We start from the raw sequence: 18,103 nt of genomic DNA, 5'->3' as shown, positions 1-18,103 counted from the left end.
GGGCGGGGGCGGGACGGCGGACGGCTTCGCCAGGCGCTCCAGCAGCCGGACGGTGATGGACGGCGACACCAGCGACTCGCCGTTCGCCGCCGCGCGGACGGCCTCCAGCAGCAGCGCGGGCCCGCTGTCCTTCAGCAGGAACCCGACCGCGCCGCCGCGCAGCGCCCCGTAGACGTACTCGTCCATGTCGAACGTCGTGACGATGACGATGCGGGGCGGGTCGGCGACGCCGGGCCCGGCCAGCACGCGGGTCGCCTCCAGGCCGTCCATCGCCGGCATCCGGATGTCGAACAGGCACACGTCGGGGCGGAGGCGGCGGGCCAGCGCGACGGCCTCGGCGCCGTCCGCGGCCTCCCCGACCACCTCCATGTCGGGCTGCGAGTCGACGATCATCCGGAACCCGGTCCGGACCATCTCCTGGTCGTCGGCGATCAGTACACGGATGGCCACGCGGCCGATTCTGTCAGGTCACCCCTCCCCGGCGGGAAGCACGGCCACGACCTCCCAGCCCCCCTCGGGACGCGGACCGGCGTACAGCCGCCCGCCGAGCGCGCCGACCCGCTCGGCCAGGCCGGTCAGCCCGAACCCGCCGGACGGGAGGCGCCGCCCGCGTCCCCGCCCGTCGTCCCGGACGGCGACCTCGACCTCGCCCCCGGCGCGCGCGAGCGTCACCCGGACGGACGCGGCGTCGGCGGCGTGCTTGCGGACATTGGTGAGCGCCTCCTGCACGACGCGGTGCGCCGACGCCGCCACCTCGGGCGGCAGCGTGCCGAGATCGGGCGCGATCGTCAGCGCGGCGGGCGGATGGGCGAACCCCGCGACGAGCTCCTGGAGCCGCGCGAGATCACCCACGGGCCGGCGGACGGCCCCGCGGGCGTCCCCGTCGGACGCGTCGACGTTCTGCGCGTCGCGCAGCAGGCCGACCATGCGGCGCATCGAGGTGAGCGCCTCGGTGCCGGCCTTCTCGATCCCGCCGAACATGCCGTCCAGCTCGTCCGGCCCGGGCGGCGCGGCCCCCGAGCGGGCCGCGAACCGCGCCGCCTGCGCCTGGACGACGATCCCCGTCACATGGTGGGCGACGAAGTCGTGCAGGTCGCGGGCCAGCTCCAGCCGCTCGTCCCGCCGTGCCGCGGCGAGGGACCTGGCCCGCCGCGCGTCCATCGCCCGCAGGTACAGCCCGATGCCGGCGGCGACCGCCACGGTGATGCCGAGCGGCGCGGTGAACAGGACCGCCGCGAGCGCCGACCAGCGCAGCGGCGTCGACAGGATCGCGACGGCGAGCAGCGGGGCCAGGAGGACCAGCCGCCGCCTGGGCATCTTCCACGCCGCCCGCACGACGAGGATCAGCAGGGCGCCGATCTCGGCGAACAGGCTCGGGGCGCTGGCCCCGGCCCCCGGCTCCATCGCGAGGAGGAGGGTGGTGAGCGCCGACAGCGACGCGGCGGCGATCGTCCACGCGACGAAGCGCCGCCCGGAGACCGCGGCGGCGTTGGCCACGGCCGCGACGAGCACCATCCACACGAGGGCGGTGTCCCGGATGCCGGCGGCCAGGCAGGCCAGCAGGAACATCGCGGCGAACGCCGCGTACGCGGTGCGCGCCAGGCAGCCGCCCAACAGGTGGATGCGGTCCAGCCGTGCCCCGATGTCGCTCACGCCCATGGAGCGTACGACCCGCGGCCGACCGCCGGATCGACCGTTCGGCCGATACCCGCCGCCCGGGACCGGCCCCGCGTCCGATGCGGAGGCGGGGCGGCGCCGCGCACGCTGGAGGCATGTACCTGATCTATGCACCGTTCGTCGTCGCGTTCGCCGCCTTCGTGATCTACGGCGGCATCGTGATGCCCGCCATGGAGATCGCCGAGTCGTTCCGCGGCGACCGCCGGTCCTGAGCCCGGTCGAATAAAGGTTCGAGAATGTCAGAGGTGACGCGTAGCGTTGACCTTGTGATTCGGGCGACACCTGGGAACAGATGCCGAACCGAGTGGCTTGTACGGACGTACCAAGGGGTATGTGACTGATGGTGGCAGCCGCACCGGCGCGGCCCACCGGGCTTATGGAAGGGGTGTTGGCATGAGCGCAGCGACCGGCACGTTCCATCTCTCCCACCCGCTGCTGGACGGGCCCGCCGAGCGGACCGTCGTGCAGCCGTGGCTCACCGATCTTTCCCATGCGTCGCTGAACGCCTACGCCGAGATCTCGCCCGCGCTGGCCCCCGTCGAGGCGCTGCCCATGCGCGCGGCCCCGGCCCTGCGTCCCGCGCCCGCCCCGATCGCCGTGGCGGCCTGACCGGCGAACGACGGCGAAGGGGGCCGAGGAACCCTCGGTCCCCTTCTCTTTCGCCGTGCTGTCTCAAATGGCAAGACAGAATTCTCAGAATGTGAGAGCAGATCGTAGGGTGAGGGCACGGTACAGAGAGGCGATCCGATGTCCCCTGAAGCGACCTACACCCACGGCCACCACGAAAGCGTCCTGAGCTCGCACACGTGGCGGACCGTCGAGAACTCCGCGGCCTACCTGGCCGGGCACCTGCGTCCCGGCGCGTCCGTGCTGGACGTCGGCTGCGGCCCCGGCACGATCACCGCCGGCCTCGCCGAACGCGTCGCCCCCGGCCGCGTCGTCGCCGCCGACTCCGCGCAGACCGTCCTGGACGAGGCCCGCGGCAACACCGCCGCTCTGGACAACGTCGAATTCGCCGTCGCGGACGTCCACGCCCTGCCCTACGCCGACGGCACGTTCGACGTCGTCCACGCCCACCAGGTCCTGCAGCACGTCGCCGATCCCGTCCAGGCCCTCCGCGAGATGCGCCGCGTCGCCAGGCCCGGCGGCATCGTCGCCGCGCGCGACGCCGACTTCGGCACGATGGTCTGGCACCCGGACCCGCCCGGCATGGACGCCTGGATGCCGATCTACTACAAGGTCGCCCGCGGCAACGGCGGCGAACCCGACGCGGGCCGCCGCCTCGTCTCCTGGGCCCGCGCCGCCGGATTCACCGACATCGCCGCGTCGGCCTCGTCCTGGTGCTACGCCACCCCCGAGGAACGCGAATGGTGGAGCGAGTCATGGGGCGGCCGCCTGCTCCGGTCATCGGTCGCCGACCACGCCGTCGCCGGCGGCCACGCCACCCGCGAAGAGTTGCAGCGCGTCTACGAGGGCTGGAAGGCATGGGCCGCCGCCGACGACGGCTGGTACTCCGTCACCCACGGCGAGATCCTCTGCCGCGCCTGACATCGGCGGGGCCGGTCAGAACGGGCCGGTGAGCTCGCCGAGCTTGTCGGTCAGTTCGAGGTTGTGGGAGTAGTCGACGGGGACCGTGACGACGGAGACCGTGTCGTCCGCCAGGGCCTTGCGGAGGGTCGGGAGGAGGTCGTCGGCCGCCTCGACGCGGTAGCCGCGGGCGCCGAAGCTCTCCGCGTACTTCACGAAGTCGGGGTTGCCGAACGTGATGTTGGAGCTGGTGCCGAGGTCCAGTTCCATCTTCCACCCGATCAGGCCGTAGGCGGAGTCGTCCCAGATCAGGACGGTGATCGGGATGTTCTCGCGGACGGCGGTCTCCAGCTCCTGCGAGTTCATCAGGAACGCGCCGTCGCCGGTCGCGGCGAGGACCCTGCGGTCGGGGCGGGCGAGCTTCGCCGCGATCGCGCCCGGGACCGCGAAGCCCATGGACGACAGCCCGTTCGAGACCAGCAGCGTGTTCGGCTCGTACGTCGGGTACATGCGCGCCATCCACATCTTCACCGCCCCGGTGTCGGCGAGCACGATGTCGCCCCGGCCCATGGCGGCGCGGACGTCGGAGACGATGCGGCGGGGCGACAGCGGATGCCCGCCCTCGGTGGCCCCCTCGGCCAGCTCCTCGCGGATCATCTCGCGGATCTTCCGGCCAGTTCCGTTGACGTCGAAGCGGCGGTGGACGGAGTCGGCCAGCGTGTGGAGTGTCCGGGAGATGTCGCCCTGGATGCCGACCTCGACCGGGTAGTGATCGTCCACCTCGGCGGGGAACTGGTGGATGTGGATGATCTTCTTGTCGGCGTTCGGGTTGATCTTGACGGGGTCGAACTCCTGCAGCTCGTAGCCGACGGCGATGAGGACGTCCGCCTCGTCGAATCCGAAGTTGACGAAGTCGTGGCGCATGAACCCGACCGCGCCGAGCGCGTTGGGATGGTCGTCGGGGAAGACGCCCTTGCCGTTGAACGTGGTCGCGACCGGCAGCCCGAGGTGCTCGGAGAAGTACCGCAGCGCGTCGCCCGCGCGGGCGCGGGTGGCGCCGTGCCCGGCCAGGACGATGGGCCGGGCGGCGAGCGCGAGCACGTCGGCGGCGCGGGCGATCTGCGACGGCGACGGCTCCTGCGTCCGGACGACGTTGACCGGCAGCGGCTTCAGCTCGGGGGAGACCTTCGCGGCCTCGACGTCCTCCGGGATCGCCAGGTAGACGGCGCCCGGACGTTCGGTCTGCGCCGTCTTGAACGCCTTGCGCACCATCTCCGGCAGCGCCTCGGCCCGGGGTGCCAGCTCCGACCACTTGGTGATCGGACGGAACAGCGACACCAGGTCGACGATCTGGTGCGACTCCTTGTAGATGCGGTCCAGGCCGACCTGCGCGGAGATCGCCACGACCGGGGTGCTGTTGGTGGTCGCGTCCGCGACGCCGAGCTGGAGGTTGATCGCGCCGGGGCCGAGCGTCGCCGACGCCACGCCCGCCTTCCCGGTGAGGCGGCCGTAGATCTCCGCCATGAACGCCGCGCCCTGCTCGTGCCGGACCAGGACGTAGCGAATGGACGAGTCGGTCAGAGCGTGGACGAAATGGATGTTCTCCTCGCCCGGAATTCCGAAGACGTATTCGACGCCCTCCGCCTCAAGGGCCCGGACGAGCAGCCGGGCGGCCTCCTGTTGCGCGGGGGCTTCTTGCGTGGACATCGTGTGTCCCATCTCCAGTCTGCTGATCGCTGGGTGCTGCCTCGTTCAGCATCCTGGGCCCTACCGCAATTCCGCCGCGTCGATGTGTGATCGCTCTCAGGAATCGGCGATGTTCTTGATCGCGCGGAGCGTCGGCTCGTCCCGCACGCCGGCGATCAGCACGGTGGTGACGGGGCTGTCGCGCCACAGCTGGAGCCGCTCCTTGATCCGTCCGATGGGGCCGAGGAGGGAGATCGCGTCGGCCAGCTCGTCGGGCACGGCCCTGATCGCCTCGTCGCGGCGTCCGGCGAGGAAGAGGTCCTGGACGCGGGCGGCCTCCTCCGCGTAGCCGAGCCGGCCGATCATGTCGAGGTGGAAGTTGCGCTGCCGCGCGCCCATCCCGCCGATGTAGAACGCGACGGGGATCTTGGCGAACTCCAGCGCGGCCGGGAGGTCGTCGGTGACGATCGTGACGACGGTGGCGGCGATCTCGAAGCCGTCCGGACGATCCGCCAGCGACGTGCCGAAGACCGGCTCGATCTGCGCGGGGTCGACGAACAGCGGCAGCCAGCCCTGCGCGATCTCGGCGGCCAGCGCGACGTTCTTCGGCCCCTCCGCGCCCAGGTAGACGGGGATGTCCGCGCGGACGGGATGCACGATCGACTTCAGCGGCTTGCCGAGGCCCGCGCCGCCGGGGAGCGGCAGCGGGTAGTGCGGGCCCGCGCTGGTCACCGGGGCGTCGCGGCGCCAGACCTGCCGGACGATGCCGAGATACTCGCGGGTGCGGGCGAGCGGCTTCGGGAACGGCTGCCCGTACCAGCCCTCGACGACCTGCGGGCCGGACGCGCCGAGCCCGAGGATGACCCGTCCGCCCGACAGCGCGTCCAGCGTCAGCGCGTGCATGGCGGTGGCGGCCGGGGTGCGCGCCGAGATCTGCGCGACGGCGGTGCCCAGCTTGATCCGGGACGTCCGGGCCGCGTACCAGGTCAGGGGGGTGAACGCGTCCGAGCCGTACGCCTCCGCGGTGAACACCGAGTCGTAGCCGCAGCGCTCGGCCGCGAGGACGGTATCGGTCTGGTCGTCGGCGTCGCGCTGCCAGTAGCCGACGTTGATGCCGAGTTTCAGTTCCGCGGTCACGGTGCACCCTCCGGTAATCGTCGCACCGCGATACTAGAACACGTTCTAGTTTCCGGGAAGGGCCGGGGGCCGCGGCGACGGCTCGCCGCGGCCCCCGGTTCCGTCGCTAGACCTCCTTGATCGCGCTCAGCAGGCTCCGCCAGGCGGGCGCCGTCAGCACCAGCGCGGGACCGGCGGGGTCCTTGGAGTCGCGGACCGCGCGAAGGTCGCTGGTCAGGGAGGCCACCTCGACGCACTGGTCGCCGCTCCCGCTGTGGGACGACTTGCGCCAGGCGGCGCCGGTGAGTTCGCGCTGCAGGTTGGTCACGGGCTGCTCCTTGCTGCCTCGGCTATGAGGTGCGCGGAATCCTCGGGGGACAGGGCGACCGCCTCGATCCGATCGAAGCGATCCCTATGTTTTGCTATTGCCTCCGCGCTCTCAAGGTAAACGTCGCCCATGGTGCCCTCTACGTAGGCGATATCTGGGTCAGCGGGGTCTGGATACGACAATATGGTGAATCGTCCATCGAGGCCCGCATGCTCCCGCGCCGTATACGGAAGTACCTGAATCGTGACGGATGGGCGGGTATTCACGGCGGTGGCGAGGGCCTCCAACTGGTCGCGCATCACCTTCTCGCCTCCGATCGGACGGTGCAGCACCGCCTCGTCGAACACGACGTGCAGGCGCGGCGCGTCCGCCCGGTCCAGCAGCGCCTGGCGGATCTTGCGGGCGGCGATGCGCCGCTCGATGTCCTCGGGGCCCGGCAGCAGCCGGCCGGCCGTGATCACGGCCCGGGAGTACTGCTCGGTCTGCAGCAGCCCGTGGACGAGCTGCGGATCCCAGGTGCGGATGTGCGACGCCTCGTCCTCCAGCGCGACATAGCTGCCCGCGAAGACGTCCTGGTAGGCCGTCCACCAGCCCCGCTGCCCGGCCTGCCGGGCCAGGGTGATGAGCGCGTCGCGGCCGGGGCTGGGCACGCCGTAGAGGTCGAGGATGTCGGCGATGTCGCCGGGTTTGGGCCGGGTCTGGCTGGTTTCGAGGCGGGAGACGGTGGCTCGCGACCAGTCGAGCCGATCCGCCACCTCCTGCAAGGTCAGGCCCTGCTCCTCGCGCAGCTTGCGCAGTTCTCGCGCCAGGCGGCGGCCACGGACGGTGGGGCGGTAGGTCATGGGAGTGGAGTCTTACCACTCTTGACGCTTGTCACAACGCGATTGACGAAGCCGGCAGGAAGGGTAGAGCAATTCCGCCAAGAGTGTTGCGCCGGTGAAATTCTCACGACACGCTTGGCTCCGTAACTACCGGGGGACTGACAGTGACGAGCGGGCCGGCCGCGCGCCCGAGGAACGCGGGAGGAACCCGTGAAGAGCACGACTGCCGGCCTGACGGCCGACACCATGGCCGACGCGATGGCGGACGGCGGCGATGACCGCGCCGCCGCGGGAACCATGCCCGGGTGGGTCTGGGCCCTGCCGGGCGGGGCCGGATGCGCCGGCCACGCCCGCCGCGTCCTGCGCGACGCGCTCGCCTCGCTGGGCGTCCCGCCGGACGCGATCGCCGACGCCCAGCTCATGGTGAGCGAGCTGGCGACGAACGCGCACCAGCACGCCGGGGAGCACGGCCCGCACGAGCTGTGGCTCTACCTCGGCGAGAACGAGCCGGGCGAGGCCACGGCGGATCATGACGGCACCACCGACGGCACCGGCACCAACGGTGCCGGCGAGGGCGCGGCGGTGGGCGAGGCCGGTGACGGTGTGAGCGGCGAGGTGCGGTGCGCGGTCTTCGACGCGTTCCCCGACGCCGCGCTCCCCGGCTACTCGTGGACGTCCGGCGACTGCGGGCGCGGGCTCAGCATCGTCCGGGAGCTGTCGGGCGGGCGCTGGGGCATGCGGCGGACGCGATCACGGCTCGGGCCGTCCGTCCGCGGCAAGGCCGTCTGGTTCACCGTGCTCGGCGAGACCGCGGGCCCCGCCCTCGGCTGACCGTCTCCAGCGCCGGGGCGTCACGCGCCGGCCGCGCACCGCGACGCCCTATGCTGTGCGCACGTGCTCGATGTTCCGCGGCTCGTTGTGGCCGCGCCTTCCACGGGAAGCGGCAAGACCACCGTCGCGACGGGTCTGATGGCCGCGTTCGCTGCCCGCGGCCTGGCGGTCTCCCCGCACAAGGTCGGGCCCGACTACATCGACCCCGGCTACCACGCGCTCGCCACAGGACGTCCTGGACGGAACCTCGATCCATGGCTGACGTCCGAGGAACTGATCGCCCCGCTGTTCTTGCACGGCGCGGACGGAGCGGACGTCGCCGTCGTCGAAGGCGTCATGGGGTTGTACGACGGTGCCGCGGGCCTGGGGTCGTCCGACGCGGCGGGTGGCGGTGACTACGCGTCCACCGCGCATGTCGCGACCCTCCTGGACGCGCCCGTCGTCCTTGTCGTGGACGCCTCCGCGGCGGCCGGACGGTCCGTGGCCGCGCTCGTCCACGGCTTCCGCTCGTACGGGACGGTCAGGTTCGGCGGCGTGATCCTCAACCGGCTGGGCTCGGACGGCCACGAACGCATGTGCCGCGACGCCGTCGAGGGCCTGGGCCTGCCCGTGCTGGGGGCGCTCCGCCACCACGACGAGGCGACGGCCCCGTCGCGGCATCTCGGGCTCGTCCCGGCGGCCGAGCGGCGGGCGGACGCGGTCCGGACCGTCCGGCGGCTCGGCGAGCTGATCGCCGCGTCCTGCGACCTGGACGCGATCCTCGCGCTGGCCCGCGCGGCGCCCCCGCTGACCGCCGGGCCCTGGGACCCGGCGGAGGCGGCGGGACGCCGGGAGAAGGCGGCCGGACGCCCGCGGATCGCGGTCGCCGGAGGCCCCGCGTTCACGTTCGGGTACGCGGAGAACGAGGAGCTTCTGACGGCGGCGGGCGCCGAAGTCGTCCGATTCGATCCGCTGCGGGACGAGAAACTCCCCGAAGGGACGAGCGGCGTCGTCATAGGCGGAGGTTTTCCCGAGATGCACGCGGCCGAGCTCTCGTCCAATGAGCCCTTGCGAAATGAGCTGGCCGCCTTCGGTAAGGCGTCGCGTCCCGTGTACGCCGAATGCGCGGGCCTTCTCTATCTCGCGCAAGAGCTGGACGGCGCCGCCATGTGCGGCGTCTTGGCCGGAGTGAAGGCGACCATGGCCTCGCGGCTGACACTGGGCTATCGTGCCGCGGTGGCGGTGGCCGACTCGGTCGTCGCCCGCTCGGGCGAACGGGTGCGCGGCCACGAGTTCCACAGCACGGTCACCGAACCCGCCCACGGGGACACGGCGGCCTGGCAATGGGCCGCGTCCGGTCCCGTGGGGTTCGTGCAGGGCGGTTGCGTCGCGTCCTACCTTCATTTGCACTGGGCGGGGTCGCCCCGGTTCGCGAGCAGGCTGGTCGACGCCTGCGAAAAGACGCCCGCGGGAAGGAAACCCGTGGGACCTGCGGGAAAGAAACCCGTGGAAAAGGACGCCCGCGGGGAAGGGGAGCGCGAGTGAACGCCTTCGAGGGAACCGTCCGGCTGGAGGGTGAACGGGTCGTGCTGCGGCCGTTCAGCCTGGACGACGCTCCGGGGCTGATCGAGGTGATCCGCGCCGGGGAGGATTTCCTGCCGCCCAGTTTCCCGGGCGTGCTGGAGGCCGAGCCCATCGCCTGGTTCCTGCGCGAGGGCGTCCACAAGGTCCAGCGGTACGGGCTGGGCGTCCACCTCGCGGTGACCGGCCGGGACACCGGCGACCTGCTCGGCACGATCGGGCTGTTCAAGGTGAACTGGGAGCATCTGACGAGCGAGGTCGGGTACGGGATGCGGCCGTCGGCGCGCGGGCGCGGCTACGCCACCGAGGCCCTCGCGCTCGTCTCCGAGTGGGCGCTGCGCGACTGCGGGCTCTTCCGCGTCGAGCTGCGCGCCATGGTCACCAACCACGCGTCCATCCGCGTCGCGGAGAAGACCGGTTTCGTGCGCGAGGGCGTCGCGCGGGGCGCGGAACGCGAGGACGGCGTCAACCGGGACATGATCGTCTTCAGCCGGGTCGCGACCGACACGCCACTGCCCGGGGCGCAGGTCGGATCGCCCGGGGCGCAGGTCGGATCGGGAGTCCTCGGCGCGCCGCGCCCGCGCTCCGGCGTCGCCTCGGACAGGCTCGACGCCCAGGACGAGGAGGGGCGGTCCGGGTGATCGACGCGGACAGGACGCTCGTGCTCTACGGGGCGGGCGCACGCGAGGCGGCCGGCCGGATGCTGCCGGGGCTGCCGGACGCGCGCTTCGTCCCGGCCGGGGCGTCCGGCGAGCCCGGCCCGGCGAGGCTGCGCGCGGCGTTCGAGGAGGCGGTCAAGGCGGCGCCGGCGCAGGTCGTCCTGGTCGCCGGGATGGACGAGCAGGCCCGCTTCCTCGGCGGCGTGCGGGGCGTGGCCGGCGTCCTGGAGTCGATCACCCTCGACATGGGCGGGGACTTCGCGCTGGCCGCCACGGTGGCCGAGGCGCCGACGCTGCGGGACGCCTACGACCGGTGGGAGGCCGCGGGCGTGCTCGGCCCGTGCGGCCGGGAGCTGTGCCGCCGGACGGCGGGGGAGCTGGAACGTCTCGCCGCCGAGGCCGCCGGGACGTCCACCAGCCCGGTCGCCGCGCAGGTGGTCATGGTAGATCCGGAGGGCGAGCGCATGGTCGGCATGTACGGGCGAATGGCCCGGTAGGCAGTTGGCGGGGTAGCGATGCTGACGGTGGTCGGCCGCAACGGTTCACCGCTCAGCGAAGCGGCCCGGACGGCTCTGGAAAGCGCTGCACTGGTGGTGGGAGAACCCGGCCACCTGGCCGGTCTGCCCATGGCGCCCGAGGCTCGGGTGGTCGCCGCCGAGGATCTGGCAGAGGCGCTGCAAGGCGTAGACGTCACAGACCAGAACGTCGTGCTCGTCGTGGACGGCGATCCGGGCTACTTCGGGATCCTCCGGATGCTGCTCGAACAGGGGCATGCCCCAGAGGTCCTGCCGTCCGCGCCCATGGTGGCGCGGGCCTTCGCCCAGGCGGGACTGCCCTGGGAGGACGCACTGGTCGTCTCCGCCCGCGACGGGCACCTGAGACAAGCCGTCAACGCATGCCGAGCCCACCCCAAGGTGGCCGTGCTGACCGGGCCGGGTGCTGGCCCAGCGGAACTGGCTCGCGCGCTGTTCCCCGTGACCCCACGGTCGTTCGTCGTCTGCGAAGACCTGGACGGGCCGGGGGAGCGGGTCGTGTACGTCCGTCCGGCCGAGGCCACGACCCGTCCGTGGAGCAACCCGGATGTGGTGCTCGTCCTGGACAACCGGCACGCACTCGGCGAGGCCACCTGGATCTCGGGCGCCGCGCCGGGCCCCGCCGGATGGGCGCTGCCCTCGGACGCCTTCGGGGAGGGAGGCGGCGGTCTCAGGCCGGACGTCCGCGCCTTCGTCCTGGCCAGGCTCGGTCCGAGGGTCGGGGACATGGTGTGGGACGTGGAGTCCGGCGACGGCTCGGTCGGCATCGAATGCGCGCGTTTCGGCGCGGCCGTCGTCGCCGTCGACCGCGACTACGCGACGTGTGAGCGGATCCGGACGAACGTCCGCCTGCACGGGGTGAAGGTCGCGATGGCGTCCGGGGACGTGCGGTCCACGGCCGGTCACCTGCCCCAGCCCGACGCCGTGTTCATCGGCCCCGGGCTCGCCGGTCCGGCCGGGCCGGACGCCGTCCGGACGTGCGCCGCCCTCAGACCGTCCCGGCTCGTCGCCGTCGCGGCCTCCGCACCGGCGCGCGACGACGCCGAGACCGCGGCGGAGATGATGGACGCGCTGGCCGAGCACGGTTTCACCACGGAGGCCGTCCAGCTCCGAGCGACCCCGCTGGACGCGCGCCCAGAGCCGCCTGACGCCCCCGTGACGATCGTGTGGGGCGAACGGGACGTCCAGACGTGGGGGCGGCGCCCGTCCCAGACGATCCGCCCCATAGAGACCATCTCCGCCTTGCCCGCCGACCCCGCGGAACCCGGCGAACCTACTGAATAGGACGCTCCGGAGCGATAGGGACGTAACGCCTCGCAAGCCGTGAAACCCTGGTATCCGTCCTGGAAGCGACGCAGGAGGCGCAGTTGACCGTCCGCCAGCCCCATCCGATCGAGGTCCGCATGACCGCGGCCGACCTTCCGGACATCGACCTGCGGCATCACGGGGACGCGGAGGTCGGGGACGGGCTCGCCGACTTCGCCGTCAACGTCCGGACGGGCATGCCCCCGGCCTGGCTCGCCGAGCGGCTCCGCGCGTCCGTCGCCGACCTCGCCGGCTACCCCGATCCGCGGCCGGCCCGGCGCGCGGTCGCGCGGCGGCACGGCAGAGCCGTCGACGAGGTGCTGCTCACAGCCGGTGCCGCGGAGGCGTTCGTCCTGCTGGCGCGGGTCCTCGCGCCGCGCAGGGCGGTGGTCGTGCACCCGCAGTTCACCGAGCCCGAGGCCGCGCTGCGGGCGGCCGGCCACCCCGTGGAACGGGTGATCCTCAGCAAGGACTTCACCCTCGACCCCGCGGCGGTTCCAGGCGACGCGGATCTGGTCGTGATCGGCAACCCGACGAACCCGACCTCCGTGCTGCACCCGGCCGCCGCCGTCGCCGCGCTGGCCGCACCCGGCCGGACGGTCGTCGTCGACGAGGCGTTCATGGACTGCGTCCCCGGCGAGCCCGAGACCCTCGCCGCCAAGCTGCCCACCGGCGTCGCCGTCATCCGCTCCCTCACCAAGACCTGGGGCCTCGCCGGGCTGCGCGCCGGATACGTCCTGGCCGATCCCCACCTGATCGGACGGCTCGCAGAGGCGCAGCCGCTCTGGGCGGTGTCCACGCCCGCGCTCGTCGCCATCGAGGCGTGCTCCGCCCCCGAGGCCGTCGCCGAAGCCGAGGCGTGGGCGGCCGCACTCGCCGCCGAACGCGACCGGCTGGCCGCGGAACTCACCGCACGCGGCCTCTATGTCGTCCCTGAGGCGCGAGCATCTTTTCTGTGCCTGTGCGTGCCCGACGCCCTCGGCATCAGAGCCCTGCTAAGGCAGCGCGGCTACGCCGTAAGGCGCGGAGACACATTCCCAGGGCTCGGCTCCGACTGGCTGCGCATCGCCGTCCGCGACCGGACGTCCAACGACACGCTCCTAGACGTGCTCGGCGAACTCGGCATCTAAGAGAGGACACCGTGAACCTGATCGAGGAGACCGTCGCCGCCATCGCGCCGTTGGACGAGACCGCCATGCGGGACGCCCGCGACCACCAGGCCCGCCTCACCAAGCCGCCCGGGTCGCTCGGCGTCCTGGAAGAGCTGTCGGTCAAGCTCGCCGGGCTGGCCGGACGGTGCCCGCCGCCGCTGCCCGAGCCCGCCGCGGTCGCCGTGTTCGCCGCCGACCACGGCGTCCACGCGCAGGGCGTCACCCCCTGGCCGCAGGAGGTCACCGCGCAGATGGTGGCCAACTTCCTGGCCGGGGGCGCCGTCGTCAACGCGTTCGCCGCCCAGGTCGGCGCCGGGGTCAGCGTCGTCGACATCGGCGTGGCCGCCGACCTCGAGCCGGCTCCCGGCCTGCTCCCGCGCAAGATCGCGCATGGCACCGCGGACATGACGCTCGGCCCCGCGATGACCATGGACGAGACCCGCCGCGCCGTCACCACCGGCATCGAGGTCGCCCACGACCTGGTCGCGGGCGGAGTCCGATGCCTGATCACCGGGGACATGGGGATCGCCAACACCACCGCGTCCGCCGCGCTGATCGCCGCGTTCACGGGCCTGCCGCCCGAGCGGGTCACCGGCCGGGGGACCGGCATCGACGACGCCACCCACGCCCGCAAGGTCGAGATCGTCCGCACCGCCCTCGCCCGCCACGGTCTCCCCGGCGAAGACGCCGCGCCGCTGGACGTGCTCGCGGCGGTCGGCGGGCTCGAACATGCCGCGATCGCCGGGTTCGTCCTCGGCGCGGCTGTCCTGCGCGTCCCCGTGGTCCTGGACGGGGTGATCGCCGGAGCCGCCGCGCTCGCGGCCGCCGCCCTCTGCCCCGACGCCATCGGCGCCTGCGTCGCCGGGCACCGCTCGGCCGAGCCCGGCCACGCCGCCGCCCTCGCCGCGCTGGGCCTGCGCCCGCTCGTGGACCTGGAGCTCAGGCTGGGCGAGGGAACGGGCGCCCTGCTGGCATTGCCGCTGGTCCAGGGCTCGGTGCGGGTCCTGCACGAGGTCGCCACCTTCGACTCCGCCGGCGTCAGCGGCAAGGACGCCGGGGCCCGTAACTAAACGATCACGGAATGAGTCACGCTCGGCTATCGACTGCGCGGAGGCCCTCTCCATGCACTCCTCAACCCGAGTACCTTTGTTCCACAAAGCCACTTGTCAGTTACCGGAGTCCACCAGCTGATCCGCACATCCGATCGAGAGAATCACCACGTGCCCCCGTACCTGCTAGGTCTGCGACTCGGCGGCCGGCGCGTCCTCGTCGTCGGCGGGGGCCGGGTCGCCCAGCGCCGCGTGCCCGCGCTGCTGGACGCGGGCGCCGACGTGGTGCTGGTCTCTCCCGACGTCACCGCCACCCTGCAGGGCCTCGCGGAGCGCGGGAAGATCACCTGGCACCGGCGGGGCTTCCGGAGCGGCGACTGCGCGGGCGCCTGGCTGGTCCAGGCCGTCACCGACGACGCCAAGGTCAACGCCGACGTGGTCGCGGAGGCGGAGGACGCGCGGATCTGGGCCGTCCGGGCCGACGACGCCGAGTCCTCGCCCGCCTGGACGCCCGCGAGCGGCCACGCGGGCGACGCGACCGTCGGCGTCCTGCTCGGCGGCGACCCGCGGCGCGCCGCGGGCATCCGCGACGCCGTGGTGGACGGCCTCCGCGCCGGCGCCCTCGAATCCCGGCACTCGCGGCGCAAGCCCGCGGGCGTCGCCCTGGTCGGCGGCGGTCCCGGCGACCCCGGGCTGATCACCGTCCGCGGCCGGCAGCTCCTCGCCATGGCCGACGTCGTCGTCACCGACCGGCTCGCCCCCGGCGGCCTCCTGGACGAGCTGGCCCCCGACGTCGAGGTGATCGACGCCGCCAAGATCCCTTACGGGCGGACGGTCACGCAGGACCGCATCAACGAGTACCTGGTCGATCATGCCAGGCAGGGGCGCTTCGTCGTCCGGCTCAAGGGCGGCGACCCGTTCGTGTTCGGCCGCGGCGGTGAGGAGGCGCTCCACTGCGCCCGGCACGGCGTGCCCGTCACGGTCGTCCCCGGCATCACCAGCGCCGTCGCCGTGCCGTCCGCCGCAGGGATCCCGGTCACCCACCGGGGCGTCGCGCAGGAGTTCCACGTCGTCTCCGCGCACGTCCCTCCCGGGCATCCCGACTCGGCCGTCGACTGGGCCGCGCTGGGCCGGGGGAGCGGCACGATCGTCCTGCTCATGGCCGTGGAGCGGATGACGCTGATCGCACCGGCCCTCATGCGCTATGGTCGATCGTCCGACACGCCGGTCGCCGTGATCCAGGACGGCACCCTCCCCGGCCAGCGGTCGTTGACGGCGACGCTGGGCACGGTGGCCGACGCGATGGCCGCAGGCGAAGTCCGGCCGCCGGCGATCGTGGTCGTGGGCGACGTGGTCAACGTGGCACGAGAGATCGACATGATTCGAGCGGACATGGGACGGGATCCGTGACACCCCCGGCAGAGCAGAGCGCGGTCCACGACGAGGAGGCCGGCGCCGGCCCGGGACGCGGGATCGAGGACTCCGCGCCCCCCGGGAACGACGCCGCGCCCGCGCCGGACCGGCGCGACGAACCCGCCCGCCCCGAGGGCCGGGCGGACGGCGAGGACGAGGCGGTTCAGGGAACGTCCGGTGAAGATCGTCCTACCGCCGAGGAGGCCGGGCCCGCGCCGGACGCCGGCGCGACCGAACCCCCGAACGCGCAGGCCCCCAAGGAGACGCAGGCCCCCAAGGAGACGAGGCGAGGCCGTTACGCCCGCCGTAGCAAGGACGCCCAGGCGGGCGACGAGCCCCAGGAAGCAGAGCCCGGCGATGACGCGCCGTCCGGCAAGCGCGCGCAGCCGGGCCAGTCCCGCGCGGGCGCGCGCTCAGGCAGGGGCACGCGGCCGGGCAAGCACGCGAAGTCCAGCGGCGACGCCCCGTCCGCCCGGGAATCGGGCCCCCGCAAGGACGACCAGCCGAGCAAGGAAGCACAAACCGACAAAGCCACGACGCAGCCCGCCAAGGACGCGACACAGCCCGGCAAAGACACACAACCCAGCCAGGACACGCAGCCTGGCAAGGACGCCCAGCGCGCCAAGGAAGACAAGCCCAGGAGCATCGGGCGGCGTCGCGCGACCAGGCCCGCCGCCCCCAACACGGTGCGCCAGGGCGAGCTGACCCGGGCCGTCACCGGCCTGCGCGACCAGCTCGGCGCGTTCAACTTCCTGCTGGACGTGCCCGGCGTCCAGGACGCCCGCGAGGCCCGCGACGAGCTGCGCGACCAGCTCCAGGACTACGTCCTCCCGCGCATCCAGGCCGCGGGCGCGCCGATGCTGGTGGTGCTCGGCGGGTCCACGGGCGCGGGCAAGTCCACGCTGGTCAACACGCTGGTCGGGGCCCGCGTGAGCGCCACCGGCGTCCTCCGCCCGACCACCAGCAGCCCGATCCTCGTCTGCCACCCCGACCACGCGCGGTGGTTCCTTGAGGGGCCGCTGCTGCCGGGCATGGGACGGGTCCGCGGCCCGGCCCCCGACGCCATCGCCGGTGACCAGCTGGTCATCATCACCAGCGACGTCCTCCCGCCCGGCCTCGCGCTCCTCGACAGCCCCGACTTCGACTCCGTCTTCGAGGACCACTACGAGTTCGCCACCAAGCTGATGGCCGCCGCCGACCTCTGGCTGTGCGTCACCACCGCCGCCCGGTACGCCGACGCGCAGGTGTGGCAGATGCTCCAGCGCGCCAGGGAGAACGGCGCCACGATCGGCGTCGTGCTTTCGCGGGTCCCCCAGGGCGCCGGGCCGCAGGGCGCCGAGATCGTCGAGCACTTCGGCGAGATGCTGGACGAGAACGAGGTCGGCGAGGCGCGGCGCTTCACCGTCCCCGAGACCCGGGTCGAGGACAGCCGCCTCCCCGAGGAGACCGTCGAGGACATCCGCGCCTGGCTCACCGGCGTCGCCGAGGACGCCGACGACCGCGAGATCGTCATCAGCGACACCCTCGCCGCCGTCCTCGACAGCTTCCGCACCCGCGTCCCCGAGCTGGCCCGCCAGGTCGAGGCGCAGGTCGAGCAGCGCAGCGAGCTGGCCGCGGAGGTCGCGGCCGGGTACGGCACCGCGCTCGCCGAACTCGACGAGGCCACCCGCAACGGGTCCCTGCTGCGCGGCGAGGTCCTCGCCCGCTGGCAGGACTTCGCCGGCACCGGCGACCTGCTGCGGTCCCTGCACACGCAGCGGTCCCGGCGCGGCCGGTCCGCGCGGCGGCGGGGCCGCAGCCCGGCCCGGGTCCGCGCGCTCAAGGCGGCGCTGCGCAGCGGTCTCGAGTCGCTGATCATGGCGTCCGCCGAGCACGGCGCCGAGCAGGTCATCGCCCGCTGGCGGGACCACCCGGCCGGACGGCAGGTCCTCGCCGCGGCGGACGCCGAGCTCGGGCACGTCTCCCCGGAGCTGTCGCGCCGCGTCACCCGGGCGGTCAGCTCCTGGCAGGACCACGTCCAGGAGCTGATCCGCACCGAGGGCGTGACCAAGCGCTCGGTCGCGAAGCTGGTGTCGTTCGACACCGAGGCGGTCTCCCTCGTCCTGATGATCGGCCTGCTCGGGTACGGCACGTCCGACGTGGCCGTCGAGGGCGGCAACAGCGCCGTCCCGCAGCGGCTGCTGAAGGCGCTGTTCGGCGCCGAGTCGCTGCGCGGCATGGGCGCCAAGGCCCGCGCCGACCTGCGCAGCCGCATCGGGATGCTGTTCGACGAGGAGTCGATCAGGTTCGAGCAGGTGCTCGACTCCGCCGGCATCCCGGACGAGACCGTCCCCGTCCAGCTGTACCAGGCCACCTACAACCTCGAGGTCGCCCGATGACCACCTCGGCCATCCCCACGAACTCGCCGCCGGGCTCCGGCGCGATCCCGCTCCCCGACGCCCCCGGCC

Annotated in this window: 17 protein-coding genes; 11 read left to right on the top strand and 6 right to left on the bottom strand. The window is 73.2% G+C overall.

Annotated elements, in window-relative coordinates; all coding sequences use genetic code 11:
- Both ETD83_RS28750 and ETD83_RS28745 read right to left on the bottom strand, forming a co-directional pair.
- On the bottom strand, positions 1-450 hold a 450-nt coding region (locus ETD83_RS28750; protein WP_138648342.1), incomplete at its 3' end, for a response regulator.
- 18 nt (positions 451-468) lie between these two features.
- Positions 469-1,659, bottom strand: coding sequence for a sensor histidine kinase (locus ETD83_RS28745; protein WP_205717939.1), 1,191 nt, complete (start codon positions 1,657-1,659; stop codon positions 469-471).
- Between the two features lie 411 nt (positions 1,660-2,070).
- On the opposite strand from ETD83_RS28745, the gene ETD83_RS28740 reads away from it, so the two are divergent.
- Positions 2,071-2,286: a hypothetical protein gene (locus ETD83_RS28740; RefSeq protein ID WP_138648341.1), complete on the top strand. Its 216-nt coding sequence runs from the start codon at positions 2,071-2,073 to the stop codon at positions 2,284-2,286.
- 138 nt (positions 2,287-2,424) lie between these two features.
- Positions 2,425-3,225, top strand: a complete 801-nt coding sequence (locus ETD83_RS28735) for a methyltransferase domain-containing protein (RefSeq protein WP_138648340.1) — start codon at positions 2,425-2,427, stop codon at positions 3,223-3,225.
- 15 nt (positions 3,226-3,240) lie between these two features.
- Here the strand turns inward: ETD83_RS28735 and ETD83_RS28730 are convergent, their stop codons facing one another.
- From ETD83_RS28730 to ETD83_RS28715, 4 genes are all read right to left on the bottom strand, one after another.
- On the bottom strand, positions 3,241-4,911 hold the full coding sequence (locus tag ETD83_RS28730) for an acetolactate synthase large subunit (RefSeq protein ID WP_138648339.1): 1,671 nt from the start codon (positions 4,909-4,911) through the stop codon (positions 3,241-3,243).
- A gap of 96 nt (positions 4,912-5,007) precedes the next feature.
- The gene (locus ETD83_RS28725; RefSeq protein WP_138648338.1) at positions 5,008-6,027 is read right to left on the bottom strand and encodes an LLM class F420-dependent oxidoreductase; all 1,020 of its coding nucleotides are present in this window, start codon (positions 6,025-6,027) and stop codon (positions 5,008-5,010) included.
- Between the two features lie 106 nt (positions 6,028-6,133).
- Complete coding sequence (locus tag ETD83_RS28720; RefSeq protein WP_205717938.1) at positions 6,134-6,334, bottom strand: DUF397 domain-containing protein; 201 nt, start codon at positions 6,332-6,334, stop codon at positions 6,134-6,136.
- The gene (locus ETD83_RS28715; RefSeq protein ID WP_138648337.1) at positions 6,331-7,176 is read right to left on the bottom strand and encodes a helix-turn-helix domain-containing protein; all 846 of its coding nucleotides are present in this window, start codon (positions 7,174-7,176) and stop codon (positions 6,331-6,333) included. The genes ETD83_RS28720 and ETD83_RS28715 overlap by 4 nt, the downstream gene beginning before the upstream one ends.
- A 189-nt stretch (positions 7,177-7,365) precedes the next feature.
- Between ETD83_RS28715 and ETD83_RS28710 the strand changes: the two genes are divergently transcribed.
- From ETD83_RS28710 to ETD83_RS28670, 9 genes are all read left to right on the top strand, one after another.
- On the top strand, positions 7,366-7,986 hold the full coding sequence (locus ETD83_RS28710; protein ID WP_230421261.1) for an ATP-binding protein: 621 nt from the start codon (positions 7,366-7,368) through the stop codon (positions 7,984-7,986).
- A gap of 63 nt (positions 7,987-8,049) precedes the next feature.
- Entirely contained in the window at positions 8,050-9,510 is a 1,461-nt protein-coding gene (locus ETD83_RS28705; RefSeq protein ID WP_138648336.1) for a cobyrinate a,c-diamide synthase, read from the top strand.
- Positions 9,507-10,187, top strand: coding sequence for a GNAT family N-acetyltransferase (locus ETD83_RS28700; RefSeq protein ID WP_138648335.1), 681 nt, complete (start codon positions 9,507-9,509; stop codon positions 10,185-10,187). Before ETD83_RS28705 ends, ETD83_RS28700 begins: the two co-directional genes overlap by 4 nt.
- Positions 10,184-10,702, top strand: coding sequence for a hypothetical protein (locus ETD83_RS28695; protein ID WP_138648334.1), 519 nt, complete (start codon positions 10,184-10,186; stop codon positions 10,700-10,702). Before ETD83_RS28700 ends, ETD83_RS28695 begins: the two co-directional genes overlap by 4 nt.
- Positions 10,703-10,720: 18 nt before the next feature.
- Positions 10,721-12,022 carry a precorrin-6y C5,15-methyltransferase (decarboxylating) subunit CbiE gene (cbiE, locus tag ETD83_RS28690; protein ID WP_138648333.1) on the top strand — a complete coding sequence of 434 codons (1,302 nt, stop codon included), beginning with the start codon at positions 10,721-10,723 and terminating at the stop codon, positions 12,020-12,022.
- 119 nt (positions 12,023-12,141) lie between these two features.
- A complete protein-coding gene (cobC, locus tag ETD83_RS28685) occupies positions 12,142-13,173 on the top strand; it encodes an Rv2231c family pyridoxal phosphate-dependent protein CobC (protein ID WP_138648344.1) in 1,032 nt (343 codons plus the stop codon).
- 11 nt (positions 13,174-13,184) lie between these two features.
- Complete coding sequence (gene cobT / locus ETD83_RS28680; protein ID WP_138648332.1) at positions 13,185-14,264, top strand: nicotinate-nucleotide--dimethylbenzimidazole phosphoribosyltransferase; 1,080 nt, start codon at positions 13,185-13,187, stop codon at positions 14,262-14,264.
- Positions 14,265-14,414: 150 nt separating this feature from the next.
- A complete protein-coding gene (cobA, locus tag ETD83_RS28675) occupies positions 14,415-15,653 on the top strand; it encodes a uroporphyrinogen-III C-methyltransferase (RefSeq protein WP_138648331.1) in 1,239 nt (412 codons plus the stop codon).
- Entirely contained in the window at positions 15,650-18,034 is a 2,385-nt protein-coding gene (locus ETD83_RS28670) for an AAA family ATPase (RefSeq protein WP_230421260.1), read from the top strand. Before cobA ends, ETD83_RS28670 begins: the two co-directional genes overlap by 4 nt.
- The last annotated feature ends 69 nt before the right edge of the window (positions 18,035-18,103 follow it).

Origin of the sequence: Actinomadura soli, from assembly GCF_005889715.1 — a bacterium.
GTDB classification, from domain to species: Bacteria; Actinomycetota; Actinomycetes; order Streptosporangiales; family Streptosporangiaceae; genus Spirillospora; species Spirillospora soli.
The sequence above is the reverse complement of the archived record's forward strand: the minus strand, read 5'-3'. Positions and strand labels throughout refer to the sequence as shown.

Coding starts and splice junctions, on each gene's coding strand:
- ETD83_RS28715 (WP_138648337.1), bottom strand. CDS start 7,176: ATGACCTACCGCCCCACCGTCCGTGGCCGCCGCCTGGCGCGAGAACTG.
- cbiE (WP_138648333.1), top strand. CDS start 10,721: ATGCTGACGGTGGTCGGCCGCAACGGTTCACCGCTCAGCGAAGCGGCC.
- ETD83_RS28740 (WP_138648341.1), top strand. CDS start 2,071: ATGAGCGCAGCGACCGGCACGTTCCATCTCTCCCACCCGCTGCTGGAC.
- ETD83_RS28745 (WP_205717939.1), bottom strand. CDS start 1,659: ATGGGCGTGAGCGACATCGGGGCACGGCTGGACCGCATCCACCTGTTG.
- ETD83_RS28730 (WP_138648339.1), bottom strand. CDS start 4,911: ATGTCCACGCAAGAAGCCCCCGCGCAACAGGAGGCCGCCCGGCTGCTC.
- cobC (WP_138648344.1), top strand. CDS start 12,142: ATGACCGCGGCCGACCTTCCGGACATCGACCTGCGGCATCACGGGGAC.
- ETD83_RS28735 (WP_138648340.1), top strand. CDS start 2,425: ATGTCCCCTGAAGCGACCTACACCCACGGCCACCACGAAAGCGTCCTG.